The organism is Neobacillus sp. CF12, from assembly GCF_030348765.1.
In the GTDB taxonomy this organism is placed as follows: Bacteria; Bacillota; Bacilli; order Bacillales; family Cytobacillaceae; genus Neobacillus.
In genome coordinates, this window is sequence record NZ_JAUCEU010000007.1 from 703,829 (window position 1) to 728,328 (window position 24,500).

Annotated in this window: 27 protein-coding genes and 2 pseudogenes; 4 read left to right on the top strand and 25 right to left on the bottom strand. The window is 37.0% G+C overall.

Annotated elements, in window-relative coordinates:
* Positions 1-50 precede the first annotated feature (50 nt).
* The 4 genes and pseudogenes from QUG14_RS03620 to QUG14_RS03635 form a co-directional block, all read right to left on the bottom strand.
* Positions 51-1,319 carry an FtsW/RodA/SpoVE family cell cycle protein gene (locus QUG14_RS03620; protein WP_289339182.1) on the bottom strand — a complete coding sequence of 423 codons (1,269 nt, stop codon included), beginning with the start codon at positions 1,317-1,319 and terminating at the stop codon, positions 51-53.
* Positions 1,310-1,654, bottom strand: coding sequence for a PadR family transcriptional regulator (locus QUG14_RS03625; RefSeq protein WP_283864645.1), 345 nt, complete (start codon positions 1,652-1,654; stop codon positions 1,310-1,312). The genes QUG14_RS03620 and QUG14_RS03625 overlap by 10 nt, the downstream gene beginning before the upstream one ends.
* An 827-nt stretch (positions 1,655-2,481) precedes the next feature.
* Positions 2,482-2,846, bottom strand: a pseudogene (locus QUG14_RS03630) (DUF6262 family protein).
* A 175-nt stretch (positions 2,847-3,021) separates the two neighbouring features.
* On the bottom strand, positions 3,022-3,828 hold the full coding sequence (locus QUG14_RS03635) for a CBS domain-containing protein (RefSeq protein WP_289339183.1): 807 nt from the start codon (positions 3,826-3,828) through the stop codon (positions 3,022-3,024).
* Positions 3,829-4,266: 438 nt separating this feature from the next.
* Here QUG14_RS03635 and QUG14_RS03640 point away from each other — a divergent pair, with 438 nt between their 5' ends.
* Positions 4,267-5,628 (top strand): MATE family efflux transporter, encoded by a 1,362-nt coding sequence (locus QUG14_RS03640; RefSeq protein ID WP_289339184.1) that lies wholly within the window; start codon positions 4,267-4,269, stop codon positions 5,626-5,628.
* Between the two features lie 335 nt (positions 5,629-5,963).
* On the opposite strand, the gene QUG14_RS29715 is transcribed toward QUG14_RS03640, so the two are convergent.
* From QUG14_RS29715 to QUG14_RS03715, 16 genes are all read right to left on the bottom strand, one after another.
* The gene (locus QUG14_RS29715; protein ID WP_353961100.1) at positions 5,964-6,047 is read right to left on the bottom strand and encodes a putative holin-like toxin; all 84 of its coding nucleotides are present in this window, start codon (positions 6,045-6,047) and stop codon (positions 5,964-5,966) included.
* 178 nt (positions 6,048-6,225) lie between these two features.
* Positions 6,226-6,684, bottom strand: coding sequence for a DinB family protein (locus tag QUG14_RS03645; RefSeq protein ID WP_289339185.1), 459 nt, complete (start codon positions 6,682-6,684; stop codon positions 6,226-6,228).
* Positions 6,685-6,956: 272 nt separating this feature from the next.
* Positions 6,957-7,181, bottom strand: a complete 225-nt coding sequence (locus QUG14_RS03650) for a hypothetical protein (RefSeq protein ID WP_289339186.1) — start codon at positions 7,179-7,181, stop codon at positions 6,957-6,959.
* Between the two features lie 65 nt (positions 7,182-7,246).
* Positions 7,247-9,403 carry a hypothetical protein gene (locus QUG14_RS03655; RefSeq protein WP_289339187.1) on the bottom strand — a complete coding sequence of 719 codons (2,157 nt, stop codon included), beginning with the start codon at positions 9,401-9,403 and terminating at the stop codon, positions 7,247-7,249.
* 150 nt (positions 9,404-9,553) lie between these two features.
* The gene (locus QUG14_RS03660) at positions 9,554-9,823 is read right to left on the bottom strand and encodes a hypothetical protein (RefSeq protein WP_289339188.1); all 270 of its coding nucleotides are present in this window, start codon (positions 9,821-9,823) and stop codon (positions 9,554-9,556) included.
* A 1,065-nt stretch (positions 9,824-10,888) separates the two neighbouring features.
* Positions 10,889-11,308: an arsenate reductase (thioredoxin) gene (gene arsC / locus QUG14_RS03665; RefSeq protein WP_289339189.1), complete on the bottom strand. Its 420-nt coding sequence runs from the start codon at positions 11,306-11,308 to the stop codon at positions 10,889-10,891.
* 18 nt (positions 11,309-11,326) lie between these two features.
* Entirely contained in the window at positions 11,327-12,622 is a 1,296-nt protein-coding gene (locus QUG14_RS03670) for an arsenic transporter (RefSeq protein ID WP_289339190.1), read from the bottom strand.
* A 15-nt stretch (positions 12,623-12,637) separates the two neighbouring features.
* Positions 12,638-12,991: an ArsR/SmtB family transcription factor gene (locus tag QUG14_RS03675; protein ID WP_289339191.1), complete on the bottom strand. Its 354-nt coding sequence runs from the start codon at positions 12,989-12,991 to the stop codon at positions 12,638-12,640.
* Between the two features lie 979 nt (positions 12,992-13,970).
* Positions 13,971-14,315 (bottom strand): hypothetical protein, encoded by a 345-nt coding sequence (locus tag QUG14_RS03680; RefSeq protein WP_289339192.1) that lies wholly within the window; start codon positions 14,313-14,315, stop codon positions 13,971-13,973.
* Positions 14,316-14,569: 254 nt separating this feature from the next.
* Complete coding sequence (locus QUG14_RS03685; RefSeq protein ID WP_289339193.1) at positions 14,570-14,698, bottom strand: hypothetical protein; 129 nt, start codon at positions 14,696-14,698, stop codon at positions 14,570-14,572.
* Positions 14,699-15,129: 431 nt separating this feature from the next.
* The gene (locus QUG14_RS03690; RefSeq protein WP_289339194.1) at positions 15,130-15,879 is read right to left on the bottom strand and encodes an ABC transporter permease; all 750 of its coding nucleotides are present in this window, start codon (positions 15,877-15,879) and stop codon (positions 15,130-15,132) included.
* Complete coding sequence (locus tag QUG14_RS03695; RefSeq protein WP_289339195.1) at positions 15,880-16,641, bottom strand: ABC transporter ATP-binding protein; 762 nt, start codon at positions 16,639-16,641, stop codon at positions 15,880-15,882. It abuts the gene before it with no gap.
* A 156-nt stretch (positions 16,642-16,797) separates the two neighbouring features.
* Complete coding sequence (locus QUG14_RS03700; RefSeq protein ID WP_289339196.1) at positions 16,798-17,151, bottom strand: DUF1048 domain-containing protein; 354 nt, start codon at positions 17,149-17,151, stop codon at positions 16,798-16,800.
* Between the two features lie 71 nt (positions 17,152-17,222).
* Positions 17,223-17,543: a PadR family transcriptional regulator gene (locus tag QUG14_RS03705; protein ID WP_289339197.1), complete on the bottom strand. Its 321-nt coding sequence runs from the start codon at positions 17,541-17,543 to the stop codon at positions 17,223-17,225.
* A 273-nt stretch (positions 17,544-17,816) separates the two neighbouring features.
* The gene (locus QUG14_RS03710) at positions 17,817-18,077 is read right to left on the bottom strand and encodes an endonuclease/exonuclease/phosphatase family protein (protein ID WP_289339198.1); all 261 of its coding nucleotides are present in this window, start codon (positions 18,075-18,077) and stop codon (positions 17,817-17,819) included.
* 99 nt (positions 18,078-18,176) lie between these two features.
* The gene (locus tag QUG14_RS03715; protein WP_289339199.1) at positions 18,177-18,356 is read right to left on the bottom strand and encodes a hypothetical protein; all 180 of its coding nucleotides are present in this window, start codon (positions 18,354-18,356) and stop codon (positions 18,177-18,179) included.
* Positions 18,357-18,415: 59 nt separating this feature from the next.
* Here QUG14_RS03715 and QUG14_RS29720 point away from each other — a divergent pair, with 59 nt between their 5' ends.
* Together QUG14_RS29720 and QUG14_RS03720 are read left to right on the top strand one after the other, a co-directional pair.
* Positions 18,416-18,493, top strand: a complete 78-nt coding sequence (locus QUG14_RS29720; RefSeq protein ID WP_353961101.1) for a helix-turn-helix transcriptional regulator — start codon at positions 18,416-18,418, stop codon at positions 18,491-18,493.
* Positions 18,494-18,862: 369 nt separating this feature from the next.
* Complete coding sequence (locus QUG14_RS03720; RefSeq protein WP_289339200.1) at positions 18,863-19,834, top strand: hypothetical protein; 972 nt, start codon at positions 18,863-18,865, stop codon at positions 19,832-19,834.
* Between the two features lie 245 nt (positions 19,835-20,079).
* On the opposite strand, the gene QUG14_RS03725 is transcribed toward QUG14_RS03720, so the two are convergent.
* Positions 20,080-20,256 (bottom strand): hypothetical protein, encoded by a 177-nt coding sequence (locus tag QUG14_RS03725; protein WP_289339201.1) that lies wholly within the window; start codon positions 20,254-20,256, stop codon positions 20,080-20,082.
* Positions 20,257-20,614: 358 nt separating this feature from the next.
* On the bottom strand, positions 20,615-20,881 hold the full coding sequence (locus tag QUG14_RS03730; protein WP_289339202.1) for an Rrf2 family transcriptional regulator: 267 nt from the start codon (positions 20,879-20,881) through the stop codon (positions 20,615-20,617).
* Between QUG14_RS03730 and QUG14_RS03735 the strand changes: the two are divergent.
* Positions 20,862-21,705 (top strand): annotated as a pseudogene (locus tag QUG14_RS03735) (alpha/beta hydrolase); the annotation flags it as partial. The gene QUG14_RS03730 and the pseudogene QUG14_RS03735 sit on opposite strands and share 20 nt — an antisense overlap.
* 94 nt (positions 21,706-21,799) lie before the next feature.
* Here QUG14_RS03735 and QUG14_RS03740 read toward each other — a convergent pair.
* The 3 genes from QUG14_RS03740 to QUG14_RS03750 all read right to left on the bottom strand — a co-directional run bounded on the left by QUG14_RS03740 (position 21,800) and on the right by QUG14_RS03750 (position 24,461).
* Positions 21,800-22,507 (bottom strand): hypothetical protein, encoded by a 708-nt coding sequence (locus QUG14_RS03740; RefSeq protein ID WP_289339203.1) that lies wholly within the window; start codon positions 22,505-22,507, stop codon positions 21,800-21,802.
* 510 nt (positions 22,508-23,017) lie between these two features.
* On the bottom strand, positions 23,018-23,464 hold the full coding sequence (locus QUG14_RS03745) for a GNAT family N-acetyltransferase (protein WP_289339204.1): 447 nt from the start codon (positions 23,462-23,464) through the stop codon (positions 23,018-23,020).
* A 298-nt stretch (positions 23,465-23,762) separates the two neighbouring features.
* On the bottom strand, positions 23,763-24,461 hold the full coding sequence (locus tag QUG14_RS03750; protein WP_289339205.1) for a Na+/H+ antiporter NhaC family protein: 699 nt from the start codon (positions 24,459-24,461) through the stop codon (positions 23,763-23,765).
* Positions 24,462-24,500: the final 39 nt, after the last annotated feature.

Below are 24,500 nucleotides of genomic sequence, written 5' to 3' on the forward strand. Positions count from 1 at the left end.
CTTTTATATGATTACGAAGAGGGGAATTAAGGGAATATCACTATAATAGTTTAGGTATTATTTTTTACGTCCAACCAGAGTATATCAGCTGCTTTTCGTCTTCTGAATATGCTTAAAATCAGACCTACTGCAATCATCTCCAACAATATATGTGAGCCTCCAAAGCTCATGAATGGCATGGCTACACCAGGTAAAGGTGATAAGCCCAGGTTTGTCAGGATGCTTAGTATAAATTGGCTTGCAAAGGTTACTGCCAACCCTATAGCCAGCATTTTACCATAAATGAAACTAACGCTTTTCGCAGCACTCAATATTCTCCAAATAAAAAACACAACCAATACGAAAGCAATAATCGCGGCTAACCAGCCAAATGAATAGATGATGTACGTGAATATAAAATCTGTATGTACTTCAGAAATTAAATTTGGGGTTAGATTAAGACTATTTCCAATAAAATCAGATGCGCCTAATTTTTTAATATCCTTGGTATCGATCGATGTATAATTTTGAGATAGAACCAACAGGTTGAAGATTGGCCATATAGAGGCAGCTGCTGCGAATGTTATTGCTTGTTTAAGACTGGCTCTAGATCCAAACATAATGGCTGTGCAGCCAATAATACAAATGATAGAAGTTGCTATGGCACTTGTTGTTAATAACAATAAGATAGGTAATGCCAGAATACCTACTCCAAGCCAAGATTTTCGAGAATCATTCCAATTCCAAGAATGAAAGATTCCAGCAAAGGACATAACCAGGAGAAAAGGAGTAATCTCGGTAAAATTAATATTGGCAAAACCTAAGATTAAAAAAGGAACACCATCGACTCTAACACCAAAAAGAACAGTTATTAATAGAATTAGGACCGTTCCCGCATATAGGTGTTTGGAGAACTTTAATAACTTTCTATAATCAAACGTAGACAAGCTTAGCATCAGCAGAATTCCTAACAAGTAAAAGATAAGACTTTTATTAAATACTTTCATATCCTGAATCTCTGTAAAAGTAGAATGAAATTGTAAATAATACATTACTAGTAATCCAAACAGTGAAGCTATCATTACTGGAAGTATGGTTTTGATATCCATTGGGGCTTTATGGGTCTCGTTAAGCTGCTTTCCAAGCAACTTTACATCTCCCATACGAGCCAATGCTTGATCGATTGCCTCTTCTTCTGAGAGTCCAGCAAGCAAGGCTTCCTCTTTAAGTGTCTGAAGATGATCACTTATTTCAAGTTTTATACTAGAGTGTACATCTTTATTTCTTATTTGTTTACACAATTCTTTAATATATACTTCAAAATCGTTTTCTAATCCCATACGATTTTCTCTCCTTTCAACACTTCGTCCACTGCAGTCTTAAAGATTGACCATTCTTCTTTTTTTTCCTTTATAAATTCCTTACCTTTTCCATTGATATTATAATATTTTCTCTTTCTCTTCCCGTGGCCTTCTTCCCAATAAGAAATAATCAGTCCTTTATCTTCAAGGGTATGCAGGATGGGATAAATCGTTCCTTCTTTAAAACTAAAAATTCCCTCAGACTTCATTTCCAACTCTTTAATAATTTCATAGCCATACATTGGTTTTGAATTAAGTAGGCTTAAAATAAGAGTAGTGGTACTACCTTTTAGCAACTCTTTACTAATCTTCATAACAGTCTCCCTCCAATACATACTATTTCTATGCATAGTAATCATAGGTATATGTTATATTACATATTTATGTGTGTCAATTCTTTTGATACAGCTTTTTGATTCTAACAAGGGTAATTTAGTAGAATCTACTCTAATCACAAGGAAATTAACCGCTTTATCAAAAATCATTCTCCCAGTTCGGTGAACACCACTTGTATCATATTTATATTTAAGTATCTTAAGTACTAAAGGGAATAAGATGAAACTGATATTAAATTTATTTGTATTATTAAATAAGTGCGGTTTTACGAATACGGTTTTAGTTTGGAGGAGTGTTTTTACGAAGAAAGAAACAAAGAGAAAACTAAGTTTGATTTTATATAGGTTAACGTTAGTAATAGTTATTTTGTCCTTGGCTTTTAGTGTCGCTAAAGTAATCTATGATCACATAAATCTTCGAGGTTTAAACGAACAGGCAGGGATATTACTAATTGTTATGATTAGTGCATTACTTCAACTGAAAACATATAAAATAGATTATGAAGACGATGTATTTAAGAAGTAATATTCAACTAAATCTGGCTAACCTTATATTACGAACGGAGGCTTTAACACACTAAAGGGGAAATTTATATAGCCAAAATATGCAAGCTTTTATGCACCACTTGCGTGTTTGGCTATTTTTTTATTCATAAAAGATACTGCCGTGTTAAGCATTTCTTAACTGCCAAATACATCCATTAAGCAAAACATTCACCACCTAACACTAATATTATCTGTATTAAGTGTTGAAATTTATCCTTTTTTCTTATGCAACTATTCTGCTTACGTTAGTTGAATAAGAATTATATCTTCATAAAGTAATCAGTAAGCTTCTCATTTTCTTTTTCACGTAATCGTTTATTTTCTTGTTCAAGTTCTTTATTCTTTTTTTCCAACTTTTCAATCTTTCTCTTTAGAGAAGCGATTACTGCATTTTGATTTTTCTCGTCACGTTTAATCCTCGAATCCACAAATGCATTTTGTTCTTGATTTCGCAAGAAATCGATACGTTCTTTGAGCTCAGTATGATTGTAAAGGGTTGCTTTCTCACTCCAGCTTCTTCTGCTACACTATTAAATTTAATAGCCTTAGAACTCTTTGTAAGGCGTTTAATAGCTTCTTCAACCTTTTCTTTATTGACATTCTCTTTTGGCTGTACAATTCTTATTGTCCAGAATAAATATTGTTGTAATTTGCTATGTCAAAACATATTACCTATGCTTAAAAACCCTAATAAAAAAGGAAAATGACGTGAACCAATTTCACACGTCATTTCTTATGTCATTTATAAAGAAAACACCCGAAAACGAAACCATTTAATCATTCGATTGTGTGATTTTTCTCTAAATTTTTTCGCATGCCTCTAATAACGTCTCAGTCTGTTCAATTAATGTGATCATCTCATTCCAAGAATTTTGCGTATTTAGATCTTGCGAATGTGCTAGATTGTTGCGAAGGATTTCTAATTTCTTGAAGAAATCTTTCCCTTTACTTTTTGATTCAATCCCTAAAAGCTCTCGTAAAGATTGCTCATTTAATACGATGTCCCTTTTATCACAAAGCTGCAGGCAATCACTTAATTCAATTGCCTCATTTCGAGCTTTTCTTTGTAAAAATAATTCCTCTGTCTGTTGAATTCGTTTATCACTCAAATGCTTTTTCCAGGTATCCTCTGCAAAATACTCACGAATGATTTGATAGAGGTGCATTTCAACTAAAGAAATCACCCCGAATAACAACATTCGAATCGGTGGTTTTTGGAGATCCGCTAGTGTCACCACTTTGGTAATCCGGTTACCTTCAATAATGAAAAGTCTATCAGTGTCTTTAAAGATAAATAGCGTTTGAAGAAGCGGTGTGGAATCTGACACGAGATCGGATGGGCTATAGCTGCGAGTATAATCCTTACATGTTCCCGCACCCAAATCTTCTCTTAATACATAACCTATAACCAACCCATTCTCTTCAACTCCGATGACGTCAAAGTCTTTTAGAAACATTTTGTCTCTTATCTGTTGTGCGTCATCTCTCACATTGCACGTAGCTAAAACCTCTGAGATACTGTTAACCGTAATATTTTTTTCAAATAAGGAACGAAGACTTCTGTAAGTACTGACATGATCTCGCTGTTGTACTGGGATGTATTCCATACGTACCTCCATCTACTTTTACATAAATTGATACATCAATTTAAACGCCTTTGTTTGTATTTCCTAATTATAAACATAAATTACAAGATTTAATGTAAGAAAATTGTTTTGGGTAATAGGTTTATGAACTGTTTTCAAGGGAATGAACCGGGGCATTTGGTTAACGACTATTTATTGAGATTAAAACCTCTTCCTAATTTCATTATAGCATATAAATTGTTGGAGTAGAAAATGCTACCAAAAGAAACATTGCATGAAAACCTTCTTGCATTTTTGTGCAATTTGCCGATTTACTACTATTTAGAAATAAACTAGAATTTATCAGATGATAAACCGTTTTCATAGAGGTGTGAGGAGGCAGAATTCAACAAGATATAAACTTACATAAAAAATAGTAGAGTGACGTATTTTATTAGTAAAGGGACAGGTGGCACAATTATGAAACTGATTAAGGATATACTTCGTTTGGCCATACCATCAATTGCAACTTTTTCATCGATGACTGTTACAGGTTTACTGGTCTTGATGATTGTTGGGAAATTAGGGGCTGCGGCCATTGCTGTCGTCGGAATCACCAACATATTGATGTACAATCTATGGGCAATTTTTTCTGGAAACCAAGGAGCCATTAACTACTTGGTCGCTCAAAATTACGGCTCTAAGAATATGAAACTAGGCAATCAACGAATGCAGATTGCCGTCATTCTAGCAGTCTTTCAGGCTATTCTCTTATTTGGTGCAAGCTTTGTGTTTCCGGATTTTATTTTGGAAGTAATGGGTTCAAATGCAACCATTCTCAAATTAGGGACTTCTTATGTTCAAATACGAATGTACGCTATGATGTTCACTGTTTTTAATATTATCTTCTACGCTTACATGAGAGCCACCGGAGATACACGTACACCTATGAATATTTCCATCATTAATAGTGTTATGGTGGTAGTATTCACCTATGTTCTCGCCTATGGGAAGTTTGGCTTTCCTAACTTAGGTTTACAGGGAGCGGGCTGGAGTATGGTGGCCGCTGAGGGGATTACTTTGATTTTAAATCTCCTTGTTTATTTCCGCTCTTACAACGATAAATATTTTACCCGTTCTTGGGTCCGAATAGAGCTAGCTCAAGTTCGGTTAATATTGTTTGAAGGTTCGAAGCTGGGGATTACTGAATTGTCTAATAGCATAGGCATGCTGGTGTTTACAGCCTGCATTACCCGTCTTGGCACAGTGGCCATTGCCGCCAATGAAATTGCTTTGAATATCCTGTCCTTCGGTTTTATGCCTGCAAATGGATTCGGGGCGGCTGCTACTGTTGGAATTGGGCAAGCGATTGGAAAAGGCAGACCGCTAGAAGCGAAGAAATTCGGGTTGGTGACCGTTTATCTTGGTTTGGGATTCATGGCATTATTTTCCGTATTTCTATTCTTGTTTGCCGAGCCTGTCGCGAAAATATATACGCCTGAATCAGCGGTAGTAGTGGCAACTGTTTCTCTGATTCATTTAGCTTCCTTTATTCAACTGTTTAGTGGGGCTAACATCATTTTTGCCGGAGGACTAAGGGGTGTCGGTGATACCACCTTCCTTTCTCGGGCAGCACTGGTGCTAAACTGGGTTTTCTTTATTCCTTGTACCATTCTATTAACACAGGTGTTTGATTTAGGACAGACAGGTGCGTGGATTGCTTTTTCTAGCGTAATTGTTCTTCAAGGGTTAACCAATTGTTTAAGGTATGTCTTTTACAAATGGACCTCAGCCCAAAGTAAAAATGTACCTTTATCAGAGGTAACGTCGGTTCATGTTTAAATAAGAAGGATCTTGATGAATTATAAATGGAGGATTTAAATATAGTTCAAGTTACATGGCTGTACAATTGGTAGAAATAATAAAACATAATCAATCTGGTTTTGTTTATAAACCTAGAGTTGAAAAATAAGTCATTCGTTTTTTCTCCTTTAAAAAGATGATAAAAATATGTACTTTTATTTTCATTCCTTTCGGTTATAATTAAATTAAGTATGAAATAAATTAAAAAAGACCGAACATGGTGATAACATGTCCGGTCCAGCAATAGACGGTCCCTCAGTGGGGTCGGCTTACTAAGAGGGATAATCCACCTGAGCCGTTAACTCAAGGGTGGATTATTTTTTTTGGTTAAATGACAGTATTGCTACGATTAGGCTACCAAATGCTAACGTAATCATAAACGTTTCAAAAACTGGCATTTTCGCATCACCCCCTTTCTGTTTGGAGGTGTGTGCCGACCAGCATTGAGTAAACCTATTCTATTGCTCTATAAGTATATCACGGTAATTAAAAACAGAACAAGTGTTCTTTAGTTTATCTATCAAATTAGTAAATTTAGCCTGGCTTTTCAAAACAACCTTCGGGAAGCAGCTCTAATTAACTTCCCGATCTACTAAACATAATATAGTCAACATTAATAGGCTCAAGCTCTGCTGCTCTTAAAAGTTGATTAATCTGTCCCCGATGGTACTGACCATGGAGGGCAACATGGGTTAGGATGTCCCTTATCGAACTCTGAAACTGTGACCCGGAACTATTTTTATATGTAAGGATTTGGTCCAGCTCCGTATTTGATAAAGTTGAAAGGAATTCAGTAAAGTTATGATTATTTTGATTAACCATCTCTGCACACGATTCTAGACTAACCTCTTCCCAAATCGGTAAATGTGAACTATCGGCTCCTACCAATCTTGTAAACCAAACATTTTCTGCATGAAGAATATGTGAAAAGAGATAGTTTGCCTGCTTATTCTCAACTCCACCGTTTTGTAGTGTTTCAAGGATTCGTAGATTCGCCCAATGTACTTGCTTAAACATATTTTGAATGGTTTCCATGTTAAGCTCCCTCCATTATATCTATTTAATCTAAAATTGAGACAGATCTTTATTCTATTTAGAACTTGTTTTACAATTTGATTAGATGATATTCGTATGAATCAGTTTTCATACCTGCCTGCATGGTTTACCAAATCTCCAGATTAATAATAAAACAAAAAATCCCTTATCCACTTATGGTTTTAGGGGATTTTCCAATGGTAACATCCATAACCAAAAACATCTATCAGACAGGTAACAATAATAAGATGATGCCAGTGTACTTAAAGCACTTATTCAATAAATCTTGCTACTTTATGGCCGCATTTTTTGCATTTTCCTTCTAAGGCAATTCCAGGAGGTGATTCTTTGACAACATAATTCTCAATTTGAACAACATCACTACAAGAAACACACCAAACATTTCGTTCAAGATCTCTGCGTATTTCAACTGGAATAGCAAGCCACTTTTTATTTGCAGAAAAAGAAACAATCTCTTGGTTTACTTTTTTATCCATTCTCTTCCCCTCCTAAATCAATAATCCTTTACAAGTATTGCCATGATTTGATTTTTATGGTCCATCTAATAAGGAATACTTCTAGAAAGTTTAGAAAGTGCTATGCTCTGTTCTTCTTCAGAAAGAGAATCTAAATTACTGAATGTATCCTCCCACTGTTTAAAATAATTTCTAATTTCCTCAGGCAGTGGTTCACTCATAAACTCTTGATAATTTTTTCTTAGGAATTGAAGTGTTTTCTTTAAGTCTTGTCCATATTTTTTACCTGAAACGAATAACACTGAAGCTTTTTCACATAAAATTCCTAACCCAATCGAACGCAACGTATATCGATCATTGGCATAGTTGCATATATGAATGGCTTGGTCATATTTTTCAATTGCTGCCTTCACGCGGTTGGTTTTTGCAAGATAATAGGCTTGTTTCCATGAAATGATTTCATATGGATGTTCTGTCAATACTTCATTTAGTAAACTCTGCTCGATTCCGCTCTTCACCCACTCTTGACACATTTGCTCTGCCAATTCTAGAGAATCACTACGAAATGCTGATACTAGGGCATTCCAAAAATGCATGGAACCAAAAATAGAATTGATATAATTGGCATCACGAATATTTGTAATGATTTCTTTAATACTATCTGTCGTCGTATAGTCAACTTGGAATGCTTTACCTAGCCACTCGAGTGCACTTACAGGCTCACCAGCTTCACTCTCAATTTGTGATCGATATTGATATTGACGATTTACATCGCTTTGCGCGGTGAATTCCTCTAACGCTTGGTCAGAATCGTGACGCGCCAATTCCAATTGCTCTCGATCAGAACGAATTAGGAACATCCTTGCTTGAAGTCTTGTGCCCAGCACTTTTCCTTTGATCGTAGATTTCATATCATCTGAGATAATCGATAAATCTTCCAGTAAACTGATCGAAAGAAATTCTAGTGAGGTATCGATGAATTTTTGCATCTGATTTGTGACGCTAATCGCACTATGGAAGTCATAGTTATTCATATCATGTACACCTTCTAAGACCATGAAGTCTAGTACATCATCAATCGTTTCCCATCTCCCAGCTAACTGTTCTAAGATAGAGCGAATTTTAGTAATTTGTTGTGTGCCAAGAATGACATTTCCTCTATGATTGGCGATTTCTAATAAATTCATATACACCTTAAATAAGAACCGTTTGGCATTAATTCCATTTTCTTTGAATGTTGGCAAAACCTCATCCTGAAGCAGTTCAAGCATTTGTTGCGCTCTATCAAAATCGCGATCAATTGAGATTAACGTTAACAACTGATTTTCCACTGTAGACAATTGGGTAACTTGAGAAAATTCAGGAATATCCCTAAGTTTCTTCTGTATCAATTGTAAATAAAAGGGGTAATCAAATTCTGTTTGATTCTGTTTTGAAAAAGCATTCGATGCCTTTGCATCTAACCAATGAAATAAGGCATCACCCATTAACCCTGCAGCTAACGAACGTCGAATCGCTCCTTCTGTCGCTTGTTCAAAAACGGAAAATAAAAACGCTGGCTGGTATAGCTTCCGGAGCAAATTTCTTGTTTCCTCTGTAAACTTATTACCATCTTGGACAAACCATGAATGGCAAACAACATCAGCAATCATTAAACGCGGGTTGTTTTTAGCAGAGTCTAACTGGAATGTCCACTTCCAATTTGATTGGTTTACTAATGTTCTTCTAGCTAGACCGAGGGCGATTTTCTCTTCAAGCCGCTCTTTGTATTCCTTGTGTTTAAGCAAAATCGTTTCTTTTCGTTCGTCCATTCCAGCTACTTTCACTCGATTGGCTGCGAGGATTGATAGTTCGATAGCCTCGTATTCTGATGCAAGAGTTTGAAACAATTGGATGATACCCTCTGATAAAATATTAAGATAGGTCATATCACTATTCACAATATCTATACGTTCTTTGTTTTCAAAAACGACTAATCTCGCACCATGCTCAATACTCTCTTCTAAAAGGGAGACGGCCATTTCCCCATATTTGGTACCTCTTAATTCAGTTCCATGTATGTACTTCTCAATAATGTTGTAGGATTCTCGCGTTTTCTTGACTAGGTCTGCCGTCCATTGATCATTATCTTTTTTTACTGGTACCAGGATTCCCCCTACGATGGATGGTGCTCCTGATTTTTCATTCTCTTTACTGAAGTTTCCGCTTTCATCAAGCCATAATTCAAATTTTCCTGTTGCCATAATTCTTCCTCCAGATTGATTTCTTGTTGTACTTAAAATAGGGAATATTAACTAGATTAATATAACTACTATCCTACCATACTATCCATGACTTGGGATATTCTGCAAATTAATGTGCCAGTGAGTAGTATTACGTCACTGGCACTTGTTTCATCTTGAAAGATTCTCAATATCTTTTTTTACCCATTCCATCGCTTCCTCAATGGTCTTAATTCCTAATTTATTCTTTGAAACCCAATCTCCATTATTGTATAAAATAAACGAACTTCCAGTAGGACGGATATTTCCAACCACATTTTTTCTGTGGTGATGGGGTTTTCGTGTGATACACTCTGCATTATACAGTTCGTTTTTATCATGTTTATTGATCCTTATCTCTGGAAGTTCCGCGAGCTTTTGTAGCAATATTTTGTTATCCATAGTTCCCCACTCCTTATACAACTCTTGTTCTTTGCTGGATTCATTACAGACGGTGCCATTCCCGCCGATATCATGCCAGGTCACCCATATTGATAATTGCTTAATTGGAAAAGTAAATTTTTAGTCGTCTGGGCTGAAATAAGTTACCTTTTCTATATTCGCTGTCATGGGAAATTTACCCTTTTAGACGACAGAAAAAAATCTACGAACTCCAAATCACTTTCCAAAAATATCAAGGTATTGGGTTATGGTTGCAGTGATGACTCAATGGTGGCATTCAGACAGGGATGGCGATTCCGAGGTTCCACGTTGTCTGAATCAAGGGGGCATTCAGACAGGATGGACTGAATTCTATGGTAACTGTGTCTGAATCATGGGTCCATTCAGACAGGTTGGACTGGTTTCGATGGTTACCTTGTCTGAATCATGGGTCCATTCAGACAGGCTGGGCTGGTTTCGATGGTTACCTTGTCTGAATCATGGGTCCATTCAGACAGGCTGGGCTGGTTTCGATGGTTACCTTGTCTGAATCATGGGTCCATTCAGACAGGCTGGGCTGGTTTCGATGGTTACCTTGTCTGAATCATGGGTCCATTCAGACAGGTTAGGCTGGTTTCGATGGTTACCTTGTCTGAATCATGGGTCCTTTCTGACAGGCTAGGCTGGTTTCGATGGTTACCTTGTCTGAATCATGGGTCCATTCAGACAGGTTAGGCTGGTTTCGATGGTTACCTTGTCTGAATCATAGGTCCATTCAGACAGGGTTGGTCGTTCCTCGATCTACCATGTCTGAATCAAAGGTCCATTCAGTCAGGTTCGTCGAATTCAGCGGTAACGGTGATCGAATTAACTCTTTAGTTTAAAAAAAGAACCCGGATTGGCTCCAAGCTCTTAGTAGAAACATCTATTTACTTATCGACCTGCCATCATAAAAGAAGTCATACCTCTTCTCCATGCCCAAAAGTTGGTTTACATTTACAGCATAGGAGATGATCAAACCTAGTAAACTTCGTACATTCACGTCGTAAGAGGACGAACACTTCCTGTTGGGTATTTAATTCTTTCTTACTCACCAGTTTCAGAAAAACGTTTAATACGGTCACCAATTTCATCACGAACCCGTTGAAAGAACGCCCATTTTTCATCTTCTGTTCCTTCTGCTTTCGCAGGATCGTCAAATCCCCAGTGAACCCGTTTTACATGCGGAGGCGTTACAGGACAGTGATCTGCTGCATGTCCACACAAAGTAACAACTAAGTCAGCATGATTAAGAATATGAGGATCAATAACATCTGATGTTTGAGTGGAAATATCAATACCAGCTTCCTTCATTGCTTTTACCGCGTTAGGATTTAGTCCATGTGCCTCAAGACCAGCACTTTTTACTTCCCACTCTTCACCTAAATGTTTCTTCGCCCATCCTTCTGCCATTTGGCTGCGGCAAGAATTACCTGTACATAAAAAATAAATGGTTTTCTTTGACATGATGTATTCTCCTTTATGTTAAATAATTAACAACCATATATAGAGACCAACCAAAGTAATGAATAAAGTTGGGATGGTTAGAACAATTCCTGTTTTAAAATACGTCCCCCATGAAATCTTAACTCCTTTTTGTGATAAAACATGTAACCATAGTAACGTCGCAAGCGAACCGATTGGGGTTATTTTTGGACCTAAATCTGAGCCAATCACATTGGCGTAAATCAGTGCTTCTCGAATGACACCTGTTGTATTGGTATCCGCAATGGCCAAAGCATCGATCATCACCGTTGGCATATTATTCATAATCGAAGACAGAATCGCTGCGATAAATCCCATACCAATTGTTGCTGCAAATAATCCTTGATCAGCTGTTACTTGGATAAGGTCAGCTAATACATTCGTTAATCCCACATTTCTCAAGCCATAAACGACCACATACATTCCAATTGAGAAAAATACAATCGCCCATGGTGCTCCTTTAATGACCTTTTTGGTTTCGACGGCATGACTTCTTCTTCCCATCAGTAAGAAGAATAGTGCAACAATTCCAGCAATGATCGATACAGGAATCGATAGTAATTCACTAATAAAATAGCCTGCTAATAAAATGGCAAGGACCAACCAAGACAAACGAAACATTTTTTGATCACGAATCGCTTCGACAGGCTTCTTTAAATGAGCTAGGTCATATTTCTTTGGGATATTCCTTCTGAAGTAGAGGTATAAGACTAAGATACTTGCCACTAAAGAAAATAAATTTGGTACAAACATTCTAGAGACGAACTCTACAAACCCAATTCCAAAAAAGTCAGCAGATACGATATTAACAAGATTACTTACCACGAGTGGCAATGAAGTGGTATCCGCGATAAACCCACTCGCAATAATGAACGGAAAGATCATTTTTTCCTCAAGCTTTAGATTCCGGACCATGGCTAAAACGATAGGTGTAAGAATTAGTGCAGCCCCATCATTTGCAAAGAATGCTGCCACGAGAGCACCAAGCACGCTGACATACACAAACATTTTTATTCCATTGCCTTTAGCAGCTCTTGCCATGTGGAGTGCGGACCATTCGAAGAATCCAATTTCATCTAAGATTAATGAAATAATAATAATGGCAATGAATGAAAAGGTAGCATTCCAAACAATCTTGGTGACTTCAAGAACATCGTTGAAGTCAACCACACCGACAAGTAAGGCTAGAATCGCTCCTCCGCATGCTGACCAGCCAATCGATAAATTCTTAGGCTGCCATATAACGAGAATAAGTGTTACTAAAAAAATCAATGATGCTAGTATGATTGAAACCAATGTTGGAACCCCCAATTATTCACATGAAATGCGTAAACCTTGCTCTTCCAATTCCTTTAATCGAAAATCTTGGTTTGGAAGATGCGATAATATTTCTTCAACCAATGGAAAATAATCACTGCTTTTATTCAAGGAATAGATGATCCATTGCCCTTTTCTCGTCTCCTTCACTAGCCCTGCATCTTTTAATTTACGGAGATGCTGGCTGATGGCTGGCTGACTCGTGTTGAAAATTTCCACAAACTCACAGACACAACAATCATGATTATCAAGCATCTTGATTATGGTTAATCTAGTTTTATCCCCTAATAATTTTAAAACATTTGCAGCACTCTCTAACTCAACTGTTTTTTTGTTGTATTGTGACATTTTTACCCTCCCTGTTATATAAGTAAATAATTATATACTTACAAAAAGATAAATCAAAATCAATTAAGTTATTTTTTGCAAGGGTGTACGTTTTATTCATATGTATCAGTAGGCCACCCTCAAAATTCAACGCTGTATAAGTAATCGCTTATATAATAATTTACTTATGAATAAATTACAAGTAGTAGAATGTAAAGATTGTGTGAAGGTATGGTGGTGTCCTGATTGATCTAAAGTCAGCCCCAAAATAGCGAAAGACCAATTTGACTTATTATCAGACTGGTCTAAGATTATTAACCAAAACTTCACCCAATAGGAATAAAGAAAAGTGCAGTTTATGGGTAACGGGTTCTTTTTTGTGAGGGAAAGTTAAAATAATTGGTTATTTTAACATTCAAAATAACAAATAAAGTCACCTAAAAAATAATGGGTTCATTATCCTATCGCAAAACTTGAAAATCCAATCAAAAATGTAACCGTAGTTGTACCGTTTTTTGTACCTGTTTTTAAATAAAATGGCTCAGTTCACTAAACTGAGCCATTTCTTCTATCCCATTTTCGATAGCTGCTTTAACGAAAGCACCCAGTTAGTTTACGTGCAATAATTCATAATATATAAACACATAATTCATAGGATATTATAAAAGTCCTTACTGCAATATACAGAAGGACTTTAAATATGCTAGGTACTCATTATAATTTTTGGGAGGAAACAGGCAATTCAAGAAAAAAAATGTGGAACCATCTAGCTCTTGTTCTAGGCTGTAGGAACTTATGGATATTCCACTTATCTTACGGTAGATTTGGGTTGTATTTATTAATAAACCTACTAAATATTTGCATAAACTAGTCTCTACTCAACTAAGATGGCCCAGGCATAGGCTGCTTTTACCTCATTCTTGCACTCGTATAAGAAACTGCTCATATTGAATAATTCCACTATTACTTTATATTTATCCATTATGAAAATACCTTCAACTTAGAACCAAAACTTTCGCTTTTCAAGGGAGCTTTGCATTTTTAAAATCAATTCTTTTAGTTCCTCATTATATTTTATTATTTGATTTTGTAAGTCTATTATTTGTTCATTCATTTCTGTTATCTGTTTCTGCAACGCTGGTATTGTGTTTCCCTGAAGTTCTTCTGGTTTTTTCGTGGTTTCATGACCGTTATTAGTAAGTTTCATTACATCTGATACGGTATTCAGCACTTCTGGATTTTTAAGTAATGAACCTGCAATATTCATGATCCCACTTAAATCTATAGATTTATTATCTTTCAGAGGGTTATTAACATCTGGCTTGGATTCGTTTTCATTAGTCATGTAGTAGACTCCACCTTTTTTATCTTGGGATAACAGGGAGAACAGATTCTCGTCCTATGCTGTTACATACTATGAAAAAAAGTTACATGTGTGTTAGCTAAAAACCATACGACCTAAAAATGGGTTAAAATCATATTTGTACAATAAAAAAATAATCTATCAAAAAATAGAAACCCCAATAATACCAGCTACCCATTATTGGCAGTGATAGTAAAGGGGCATGATACTGAGGGGGACTATATTGCTACATTATATTAAGCAAGCAATGCATTAATAGCAGCAATAATGATTTGTTGTTGCTCTGGAGTGCCAAGTAAAACAGCAACAAGCAGGGCTACTAAGAGAAGCAACACAAGAACTACTGTCACGAGATTAATAGACATTTTTCTTCCCCCTTTCAACCTTATTGAAAGAGCTCTTACTCAATCATGTTATGCTACAATAATTGGACAAGTTCTAAACGAATAACTAATTTTACAAAAATAATAGATTTTTAGTGTTACAAACTTAACATCTTAGAAAAAAAAAGCACCAATAATGGTGCCTCTCCAGAGTTACATTGTCTTTAAAGAGTATCTTAAAATAATTTATCTAATGTGTTTCTAATTGGTTGAGAATATAATCCTTCTTGCACAAACCTGCCCTGTTTACACAATAAGAAAAGCCGCCAATATGGCAGCTCTGATTTCTTGTTCCCGTAATCAAGAAGCAGTATTAGGGCAAAAATTCCTCTAAATACCCGCTAAGGAGGAATTATTTCATTCATCGCAGCGGCTGAATATTGGTATTGCTAATCCCTCCCCTAATGGTGAAATTAACCTAACTGGCGTTTGAATGCTTTACTGGCGAAGAAGTATGCGATGACCATGATGCCGACGCACCAGGCAAGCGCGATCCAGATATCGTTGCCAACAGATCCTTCATCCAAGAGGGCACGAATCGCATTCACAATAGAAGTCACGGGCTGGTTCTCAGCGAACGCACGGACAATTTTAGGCATGGTTTCTGTGGGAACAAAGGCTGAACTGATAAACGGCAGGAAAATCAGCGGGTACGAGTAGGCTGTCGCCCCTTCCATAGACCCCGCTGTCAATCCGGGAATGACAGCCAGCCATGTCAGCGCCAGCGTAAACATAGCGAGGATCCCAGCTACGGCGAGCCAATCCAGGATATCAGCGCTGGACCGAAAGCCCATCAAGAGTGCAACGAGGATAACCACCACGATAGTAAGCGCATTGGAAACAAGCGAGGTCAACACGTGAGCCCACAATACCGACGAGCGCTTGATGGGCATGGTAATGAAACGCGCCATCAGCCCGCTCTTTACATCCGTAAACAGCCGCACGGAAGTGTAAGCAACGCCGGATGCGATAGCCATCAGCAAGATTCCCGGCAATAAATAATTGACGTAGTTGTCCGTGCCTGTCTCTATTGCACCGCCAAATACGTAGACAAACAGCAGCATCATCATAATTGGTGTAATCGCCACCGTGATAATCGTGTCCGGGCTGCGCATGATGTTGCGCATTAAACGCCCTAGTAATACCCCTGTTTTGCTTTTCATTTACATCTCCTCCTTTTTGCCGATGATCGCGAGGAAAATTTCCTCCAATGTCGGTTGCTTCTCGATGTATTCCACTTTCGCTGGCGGGAACATCTCTTTAAGTTCGGTAAGGGTACCGGTCGTGATGATTTTTCCGCCATGCAGGATGGCGATACGATCCGCCAGTTGTTCGGCTTCCTCCAGGTACTGTGTCGTCAGCAAGATGGTTGTGCCGCCGCCGGCAAGCTCCTTAACAGTATCCCAGACTTCAATCCGCGCTTCGGGGTCAAGCCCTGTCGTCGGTTCGTCGAGAAAAATGACTGCTGGCGTCCCGATCAGGCTCATGGCGATGTCAAGCCGGCGCTTCATCCCGCCGGAATATTTGTCAGCCCGCCGGTTTGCCGCGTCACGCAGGCTGAATCTTGCAAGCAGATTGTCGGCAACTTGAGCGGGATTGGAAACTCCCCGCAACTTGGCGATCATCAGCAGGTTTTCCCTACCTGTGAGCATGCCGTCTAAAGCTGAGAACTGCCCTGTCAGGCTGATGCACTGGCGAACATGATCCGGTTGTCGCTTGACGTCAAAGCCGCAAATACTTACTTCGCCGCCATCGGCCTTCATCAGAGTCGAGAGGATGTTGACCGTCGTCGTCTTGCCCGCTCCATTTGAACCAAGCAGCGCGAAAATTTCGCCACGACGCACCTCAAAATCTACCCCCATTAAGACTTCCTTGTCTTTAAAGGATTTTTTTAACCCTTTTACAGAAATCGCTGCATTGCTCATACTTTTTTTCCTCCTTAAAAGTGCCTTGCGGAGCTAGATTAGTTAAACTCTACTATTAAGTCTGACTGATAATCTGTATCACTTACTACCGAGCTAAAAATATAACTGAATAGTGAAGGTGGCAATCCACTTTTGTAATCAGCTATTCAGTCGGTATTATTTATTGAATTTATTTTTTCCCAATTGCTTCTTGATACTCTGATTCAAGTCTTCACGATACTTGGCGAAATAGGTTTTAGCGTTTGCCACTAGTTCGTCTGCAAAAGACGCTACGTCGTCTCCGGTGATTTCCAGCACTTGTCTGCCTTCCGCCGCACCGGCTTCGAACAAATCTATTAATTCATACTGAATGTGAAGCATATCCATCCCGTTGCCCGCTGAGAAATTCCACATATAGTTTTGAATTTTCTTAAATACAAACTGGTAGTCCTCTGGCAGTGCTTCAACCCGTGCCATCATCATTTTGTACTCTTTTTTATCACCAATCATTTTTTTGAACATTTCTAACATGTTATTTTTCCTCCTTTTTTTATAAAGCTGAACAAAACACTCCAAAATATCGGATAGAATATCTTATGATGCTAAGTTGACTTCAAGACATTGATTTTAGATGATACAAAATCCCATTTTTTCCAAAATAATTCAAGTTCCTGGCGGCCAGCCTCATTAAGTGTGTAAAACTTGCGGGGCGGCCCCATATCTGACGGTTTCTTTTCTATGTTCACCAGATTTTTCTTTTCTAATCGCACTAGGATGGTGTAGACCGTCCCTTCTACAACTTCGGTAAATCCAAGCTCATTCAGGCGCCTGGTAATCTCGTAGCCATAGGTTTCATGGCGGCTGATGATTTCCAGCACGCAGCCTTCCAGCGAACCCTTCAGCATTTCAGTTAAATTTTCCATGTTCAGAACCTCCTCTCTTATGTCTGACTTATATGCAGTATAACTTAGTACTAAGGAACATTTTTACTAAATAGCTTCTGGGAAACCACGCTATTTAGTATTGCTTATTACAGGTACATAGTAACACCGAGTAGAAGAGGTGTCAACTATTTTTCTTAAAAATAATTTGATACCAAGATAAACGTCTATTCAACACACTTACAAATTGATATGGTATCTATTTCGCTTACAGGAAATAAGTTGTACAAATGTTTGGACAAATAATCATATGTCTTAAAAGTCAATTTGCCTGCTTTTTTCAAATAACGCAGATATAGGAACGTGATCGCTATACTTTATCCAACTATCATAAGAACCTACCTCAAAATGGCTTAATCTATTTTGTATTGATACAGAAGCAAACAAATAATCAATATGAAATGGACTTGACTTTGCTTTTCTAAAATAATGGGTCGGTCTGTTTTCCTTCCCCTGTTCTTCATTGAAAAAATGATGACAAGCACTTTCAATGCCTTTATTTTTTAGTAGTTCCACTACATCTGAGTGTGTCCCTACTCTTTTGATATAATCAAATATCTGATTACTGTTCCAATCACCAACAATGACACAGGGATTAACCAGCAAAGATTCGTATTATTTTAAAGCTAAATAGATTTGTCCTATGTAACTATTAAATTGTTTTTTTGTATTTTGAGACCAAACGGCAAGTAAAATAAATTCCTCTTCGCCAGTGACGATCAAAGGAATGATATAGCGGAATTCTTGATTATAAAGTGGATGAAGTTCAATTTGATAGGAATCATTTAAGGTCATGATGCCAATTCCCTTGTTTAAAATGTCCTAATCTAAAAATATATGAAATTGGCTCTCTCGTGGGATTCAAGGATCCTAAATCTTTTGCAAAAACGTTCCAACGATTATACAACATCACACCCAAGGAATTTCGATAACAATACTTTACGAATGATTAAGATTTGCTTTGGCGATCCCTGTTTCCCCTACAGCAGCAACCAATCAGTGCCTGAACCTTTAATCAGCATAAATCAAGGCGTGAATCCAAGAATTCAGACCTTAATTTATTTACTTATTTAAATTCTTTCTTTTGTCGAGATCTTCCTAACCAAGGAAATTTGGATCTCCAATTACACTTTTTTCTTCAAATTTTGTAACGGTTACCTCTGCCTTATCAACTATAATGTGTGATTTCATCTTTGTAAATTTTAATTTGGCTAGAAATTATGGATGAAATGGCAAAATCATCTGGAGTTAGGGTAAAATTAATAGTAGTACATATAGAACTTTAAGTTGGGAGAATGCACATGGAAAATGGAGAATCATTACTGGTTTCATGGCTTAGAGATAGCAAGAACTGCCAAATCACACAAACTCACTGGAAGGTTTCATCTAGTTCGTGGGTATTACATAACGAGGATAACATCGAGGAAGTGATGACTTCTTTACACGAGTTCTTTATTGAACGATTAAACTATACCATTTTTAGTAATATGAAATCCTTTTTGAAATCACTACAACGCAGTGAAATTGATGTGTTGGGTATGGAAATCCTGTCTGGAACAGAATCAAATCTTTATGCAATCAACGCTGATTTTAATGAGGTGGGACTCCATTCTAAAAACAACAGTTCTATAATAGAAAGAATTTCAATCGATATGATACGGACGGCAATGTTAATCCATGGTTTTTATAACCTCTCAAAAGGGACAATCATCTTTGCAGCGCCTAAAATAAATCAAACACTTATAGAACCTCTGACGAATGCGGTAAAAGTGCTAAATGAAATTTTCAAAGTCTTTGGATATCAATTTACCTTTATTCTTTATTTAAATGAAGAATTTAATAACCAAATACTCAGCCCCACTGCAAAAGTTGGATCACAAGCGAGAATTGGGATTTCAAATAATCCTGCCATCGGTGCAACAAAAAATGAGGAGTATTTTAGAAAAGTTCAGGCCAATAATCGGCTGATAGAAATTGGATTGCTCGTACGTTCGGTTATTCGGAACCTAGCAGTAACTAGACAATTAACAGATGAAATGATTCAACGATTGTTAGATAAGAGGTACTCGAAGGGAACCTTTGACCTAAATTACCCGCTGCTAAAGAATATCGATAAAGAAAAATTCTTAGTGGATCCTAAGAACATAGAATATGATCGGTATTCAAGTAGTCTTTATACCATTAATGATGGAGATTATCTAATCTGTAAAGAATGGAATGACGATCAGCGGATGTTGTTTTTAAACTGGTTTGAACAATTGATGGTAAAGTGAGTAATTAAAGATTTATGTGATTACGGATATTAGAATTTTATAATTTAAAAAAAGCCTAATTTTTCGGTGTTGTAACCGAGTAATTAGGCTTTTCTTGCTTCATAATCACTTGTCTTATGCGTAGACTCCTCATGTCCAAGTCCAAATAATTTCAATATCCAACTCATACTAGTCCCCTGTGCGTTAAAGAGTTAGTTTATCAGGGGACTGCCCCAGATGTCCCGTATAGTAAAGTAAAAAGAATATTATTTGGTGGTTAATTTTTCCATTATTTCTTCATAAGTTTCTATAGTTTTGTATTTGCATATAGTAAAACCCAGGGTTGTTGTTATGCAATTTCCTCTTACATCCGCTATTAACAAGGTGTTAATCAGTATTTTTTCTTTTGACTTCTTATCAGTTACTTCAATAAATGAATTCATATAAATTCCTCCTCAAATGTTATTTGCAGCTTCCCTTCAAAATATGATTTTCCAATCTCTATTACTATATTGCCTATCACTATTATACTTTACATCTTGGAATTTATAAAAAAGCTACAATCTATACGAAAACAGCCAAGGGATTTAATCTTTATATGCGTAGAGAACTTCAAAAAATTCCATAGTGAAGATTTGCCTTTCTTTTTATGTGAAAAAGCCTAATCCTCTTAATTTTTACCGAGGAATTAGGCTTATAGTCTTCCGCAATATTGGCGGTATAACATTTCTATTTAATAGTACCGATGTACTGTTAGCAATCAATGTTTAATTTCTCAAATATATCAGCATGGCACTTATTTCATTCTCTATTTTTATAATCCAGTAAATCTTGTATTGTATATTCATTCAACTCATGTTGAAAACACTTTCCAGCTTTATCAATGATCTGAGAGATAAATAATTCTACTCCCGTAGAAGGAACTGTATAAAATGGAGTTGTTGAAGTATCACCTAAGGCTTGATAAACATCCTTTACCGTTATTTCTTCAGGTGAAATATTGATCATATATCCCCCATATCTTCCTTCATAAGAAGTCACATCAGCTACAATGGTTGATGAATCCATTTTATTAACTGATGAAGTGATTGTTGGCCCTGATGCTAACCCATTGCGATTAAGAATTTATCGTCCAAAATCAAATAATGAAACATTACCTGTTTTGTATTGGATACATGGTGGCGGTTATATCGTAGGATCAGTTGAAGATAATGATGATCTTTGTATGAAATTCGTAAAAGAAGCCGGCTGTGTGGTTGTTTCTGTAGATTACCGATTAGCTCCCTCCCGAGAATCCTTATCCTGCGCCAATTGAAGATTGTTATGCAGGTTTAAAATGGGTTGCTGATCATGCGGAGTCATTAAACATTGATCCAAACCGAATTGGTGTTGCAGGTGCAAGTGCTGGCGGAGGATTAACTGCCGCATTGACGTTGTTGGCACGTGATCGTAAATATCCTTCTATTTGTTTTCAAATGCCACTCTATCCAATGATAGATGACCGAAATAATACACCTTCTGCCAATGAAATAAAAGAGGGAATGATTTGGAATCAAAAGACAAACGAAGCCGGCTGTAAAATGTACTTAGGAGATTTATATGGAACGGATGATATCCCTTCCTATGCAGCCCCTGCTAGTGCGGAGGATTATAGCCTTTTACAATACACGTACACTTGTGTAGGTCAATTAGATCCTTTCCGTAGTGAAACACTAACATATGTAACCAAACTTGCAGAAGCTGGTGTTGATGTCGAGTTTTACTTATATCCTGGAGCCTATCACGGTTTCGAGGCGATAAGTCCTAACGCCGCTCTATCTGTTCGAGCTATGGCCGAATATGTAAAAGCAGTTAAGATAGGTTTCGATAGAGTTTCTAAGGTTAAAGTATAAATATTTTTAAAAGAAACACTCACAATAGAATCATTTGTGAGTGTTTTCCTTTACTAACCTGTCTACCGAGGAAATAATTCTCAGCCCATACCGTTTATTGTTTCACTGGACCATAAAAAGGATTTTTAGTAATATCCGTAATAAAATCAATTGTTTTCGCTTGATACATTTTATTTTTGTATTCATAGACAAGAATAATATCTCCAATAGCCATTGCAGGGGATATTTGTCCGCTTACTCTGACCATAAGAGTATTGTTCATTACTTCATAATCAATAATGCTCCCAAAGCCAATATCATCAAATAAGTTTTCAGGTTTGATATCAAAAAGAGTAATATCAACTTTATACTCCCTATCCGCTATATGGATTTCTGCTTCTTCATTCGATAGCTTTGTCTTTACGTTTTTATAAATGATAGCTAAAGGATTATCTACAATCACTTCTGTTAGTCGATTGTCAATTGTGTGAAAAACATGAACATCTTCCATTAGGACACCTGTACCATGCCCTGTGTTCAAGGTAATGACTAGCTCTTTCTTTTGGTCCTTGTTGATGTCTTCATAGAAAATTTGTGGAGCGTAGGTAGGACTTGTTTCACTATTCCAAAAAGGTCTTGTGTAAATACCCCCTTTGAAATCAATTTTAAATCCTCTATATAAACCATTCATTTTTCTACCGTAAAGAGTTATATTTTCTTTTTTGTTCTGACTAACCATTTCATAGCCTTCAATTTCTGCATCTGCAATAATAGGAGTCATCATCAAAAGAAACCCTATTAGTAAACTGACAGTAGTTTTCATAGGCAACACCTCATTTTAGTGTTCCCTACCATACATTCTACTACCATTACCAATAGTGAAAAAAATTCAGTTATTGTATTAACATGAAGGTAAAACTCCATATTCCATCTACATCCTGTATCATTTGATAATATTACTTTCCTTTCAAGTTCGTAAACTCTATATGTCCATTTATAGATCCAGTTTTGATGAATTCCCCTTCAAGTAGACCCGGATATTCTAAAGGGGAAAGTCCAGCATTTTAATAAATTGGAATGTTGACATCAATGTGTTAGAAAAATAAGCGGAGAAATTCCGGCTAAACTTGGAAAACCTTATAAAAACTTAAAAATAAGCGGACTATTTCCGGTTATACGCTCTGAATCTATGAAATTTGCCTATTTTAGAGCAGTTAACCGGAATATCTCCGCCTATTTCAGCTTCTTAAGCTTCCTATTTTTACAATAGCCGGAAATTCTCCGCCTATGAACTCTCAAACCTACACGGAAATCAACAATAAGGTTATTACGATCATTCTGAAACCTTCTTCACGAAAAACGCTGAATTCTCCAACACTGAAAATCCATTTTTTTGATAAAAATGATAAGCCGGGACGTTCTTTTCAGTAGCTAACGTAATATGCTGAACATCTTCAGCTTTCAATCTATCATTCATTAGGGTAAGAAAAGTACTACCTGCACCTTTACTTTGCATTTTCCTCGAAATGAAAAATTCCTTAATAAAATATTCTCGGCCTTCCCACCAGTTAAAAATGTAACCTAATGAGCAGCCAATTAACTCTTCTTTTTCATCAAATAAAGCGAATGAGAGCGAGTTAATATTCTCTGTTAAATCTTTCATATAGCGGTCTAATTGTTCTCTATTCCACTTATCAAACCAAGGTTCATTTGAGAATACATCTAAAAATAATTTTTTCATTTCCTCGTAATCACTTTTTCTTAAAATGCTTACCTTCATAAAATTGATCCTCTTTCATCCTTATTTTAGAATCTTGTTTTTTTATCTCAATATATAGCCATGCATGGTAATTTGAGTTACTTACGGATAGTAAAGATAAGGTTCCATGCTGCTTAAGTGTTTACTAACAAGGTTACACCAAGATCGTCCAGATTTACAAGGTTAAGGATTTTGAAAAATTTAAATACTAAATTTTAGTCAATAACAAATAAGAGCTCACACAAATGAGCTCTTTACATGTAATTTTTTGTTAACTCTAGACAACACATGACTTTAAGGTGCTGGTAATCTCCCTCCTCTACATGACAGCACTATGGTTTGTCTGTTCTTGAGGATTGTTAACTGGTTGCCCTTCTGAGCCTTCAAATTGGCGTCCCCACCCCGTTATGACCGAGAATAATAGAACCAAGAACAGTACCATGCAATAAATCATTCCGCTGCTGACTTGAGTTAGTGTTAGCGGTGTAATAAAATCATAGCCTTCCGATAATAAGGCACCGAGAAAGACAAAAACACTTAAGAACGGGATGACCAGCACGATGGCATTCGCAAAACCATCAAGTAAATTGGCACGGCGGTAAGGATGGAGACCAACACGTTTGCCAATCTCATTCTGTACCTTTCCAAATGTAGTCATTGATGCACTGGTCACACCACCGAAGATTAAAGTGGTAAAAGAGATACCTAACATCATAGCAAACTCAGCACCGCGGACACTTCTGCCCATTTTGCTGTTAAGGATGCCATTTGTGACTTTTTCAAGTACACCTGCACCGTTGAGCACACCCATGATACCGTAAACGGAAATGACCAGAGTGACCGTGGCCATCATGGAGCTAATCCCGCCCGTTAGGAATCCTGCCGGAGCGCCATCTGCAACGGAAATGACATTGTCAAAGGTTAAGAGGTAAAATGCTAGACCTGTGATTGTTCCTAAAACGATACCTATCGTAATCGCTTTATAGATTTGTGAATGGAATTCTATACTTCTATACAAATAAAATCCCTTCCGAGAGACAATAACATACTTGCTCAC

Bases quoted from the DNA above. Each gene is read 5' to 3' on its own strand.
- QUG14_RS03620 (WP_289339182.1), bottom strand. From the start codon at position 1,319: ATGGGATTAGAAAACGATTTTGAAGTATATATTAAAGAATTGTGTAAA.
- QUG14_RS03625 (WP_283864645.1), bottom strand. From the start codon at position 1,654: ATGAAGATTAGTAAAGAGTTGCTAAAAGGTAGTACCACTACTCTTATT.
- QUG14_RS03635 (WP_289339183.1), bottom strand. From the start codon at position 3,828: ATGGAATACATCCCAGTACAACAGCGAGATCATGTCAGTACTTACAGA.
- QUG14_RS03640 (WP_289339184.1), top strand. From the start codon at position 4,267: ATGAAACTGATTAAGGATATACTTCGTTTGGCCATACCATCAATTGCA.
- QUG14_RS29715 (WP_353961100.1), bottom strand. From the start codon at position 6,047: ATGCCAGTTTTTGAAACGTTTATGATTACGTTAGCATTTGGTAGCCTA.
- QUG14_RS03645 (WP_289339185.1), bottom strand. From the start codon at position 6,684: ATGGAAACCATTCAAAATATGTTTAAGCAAGTACATTGGGCGAATCTA.
- QUG14_RS03650 (WP_289339186.1), bottom strand. From the start codon at position 7,181: ATGGATAAAAAAGTAAACCAAGAGATTGTTTCTTTTTCTGCAAATAAA.
- QUG14_RS03655 (WP_289339187.1), bottom strand. From the start codon at position 9,403: ATGGCAACAGGAAAATTTGAATTATGGCTTGATGAAAGCGGAAACTTC.
- QUG14_RS03660 (WP_289339188.1), bottom strand. From the start codon at position 9,823: ATGGATAACAAAATATTGCTACAAAAGCTCGCGGAACTTCCAGAGATA.
- arsC (WP_289339189.1), bottom strand. From the start codon at position 11,308: ATGTCAAAGAAAACCATTTATTTTTTATGTACAGGTAATTCTTGCCGC.
- QUG14_RS03675 (WP_289339191.1), bottom strand. From the start codon at position 12,991: ATGTCACAATACAACAAAAAAACAGTTGAGTTAGAGAGTGCTGCAAAT.
- QUG14_RS03680 (WP_289339192.1), bottom strand. From the start codon at position 14,315: ATGACTAATGAAAACGAATCCAAGCCAGATGTTAATAACCCTCTGAAA.
- QUG14_RS03685 (WP_289339193.1), bottom strand. From the start codon at position 14,698: ATGTCTATTAATCTCGTGACAGTAGTTCTTGTGTTGCTTCTCTTAGTA.
- QUG14_RS03690 (WP_289339194.1), bottom strand. From the start codon at position 15,879: ATGAAAAGCAAAACAGGGGTATTACTAGGGCGTTTAATGCGCAACATC.
- QUG14_RS03695 (WP_289339195.1), bottom strand. From the start codon at position 16,641: ATGAGCAATGCAGCGATTTCTGTAAAAGGGTTAAAAAAATCCTTTAAA.
- QUG14_RS03700 (WP_289339196.1), bottom strand. From the start codon at position 17,151: ATGTTAGAAATGTTCAAAAAAATGATTGGTGATAAAAAAGAGTACAAA.
- QUG14_RS03705 (WP_289339197.1), bottom strand. From the start codon at position 17,543: ATGGAAAATTTAACTGAAATGCTGAAGGGTTCGCTGGAAGGCTGCGTG.
- QUG14_RS03715 (WP_289339199.1), bottom strand. From the start codon at position 18,356: ATGACCTTAAATGATTCCTATCAAATTGAACTTCATCCACTTTATAAT.
- QUG14_RS03720 (WP_289339200.1), top strand. From the start codon at position 18,863: ATGGAAAATGGAGAATCATTACTGGTTTCATGGCTTAGAGATAGCAAG.
- QUG14_RS03725 (WP_289339201.1), bottom strand. From the start codon at position 20,256: ATGAATTCATTTATTGAAGTAACTGATAAGAAGTCAAAAGAAAAAATA.
- QUG14_RS03730 (WP_289339202.1), bottom strand. From the start codon at position 20,881: ATGGATTCATCAACCATTGTAGCTGATGTGACTTCTTATGAAGGAAGA.
- QUG14_RS03740 (WP_289339203.1), bottom strand. From the start codon at position 22,507: ATGAAAACTACTGTCAGTTTACTAATAGGGTTTCTTTTGATGATGACT.
- QUG14_RS03745 (WP_289339204.1), bottom strand. From the start codon at position 23,464: ATGAAGGTAAGCATTTTAAGAAAAAGTGATTACGAGGAAATGAAAAAA.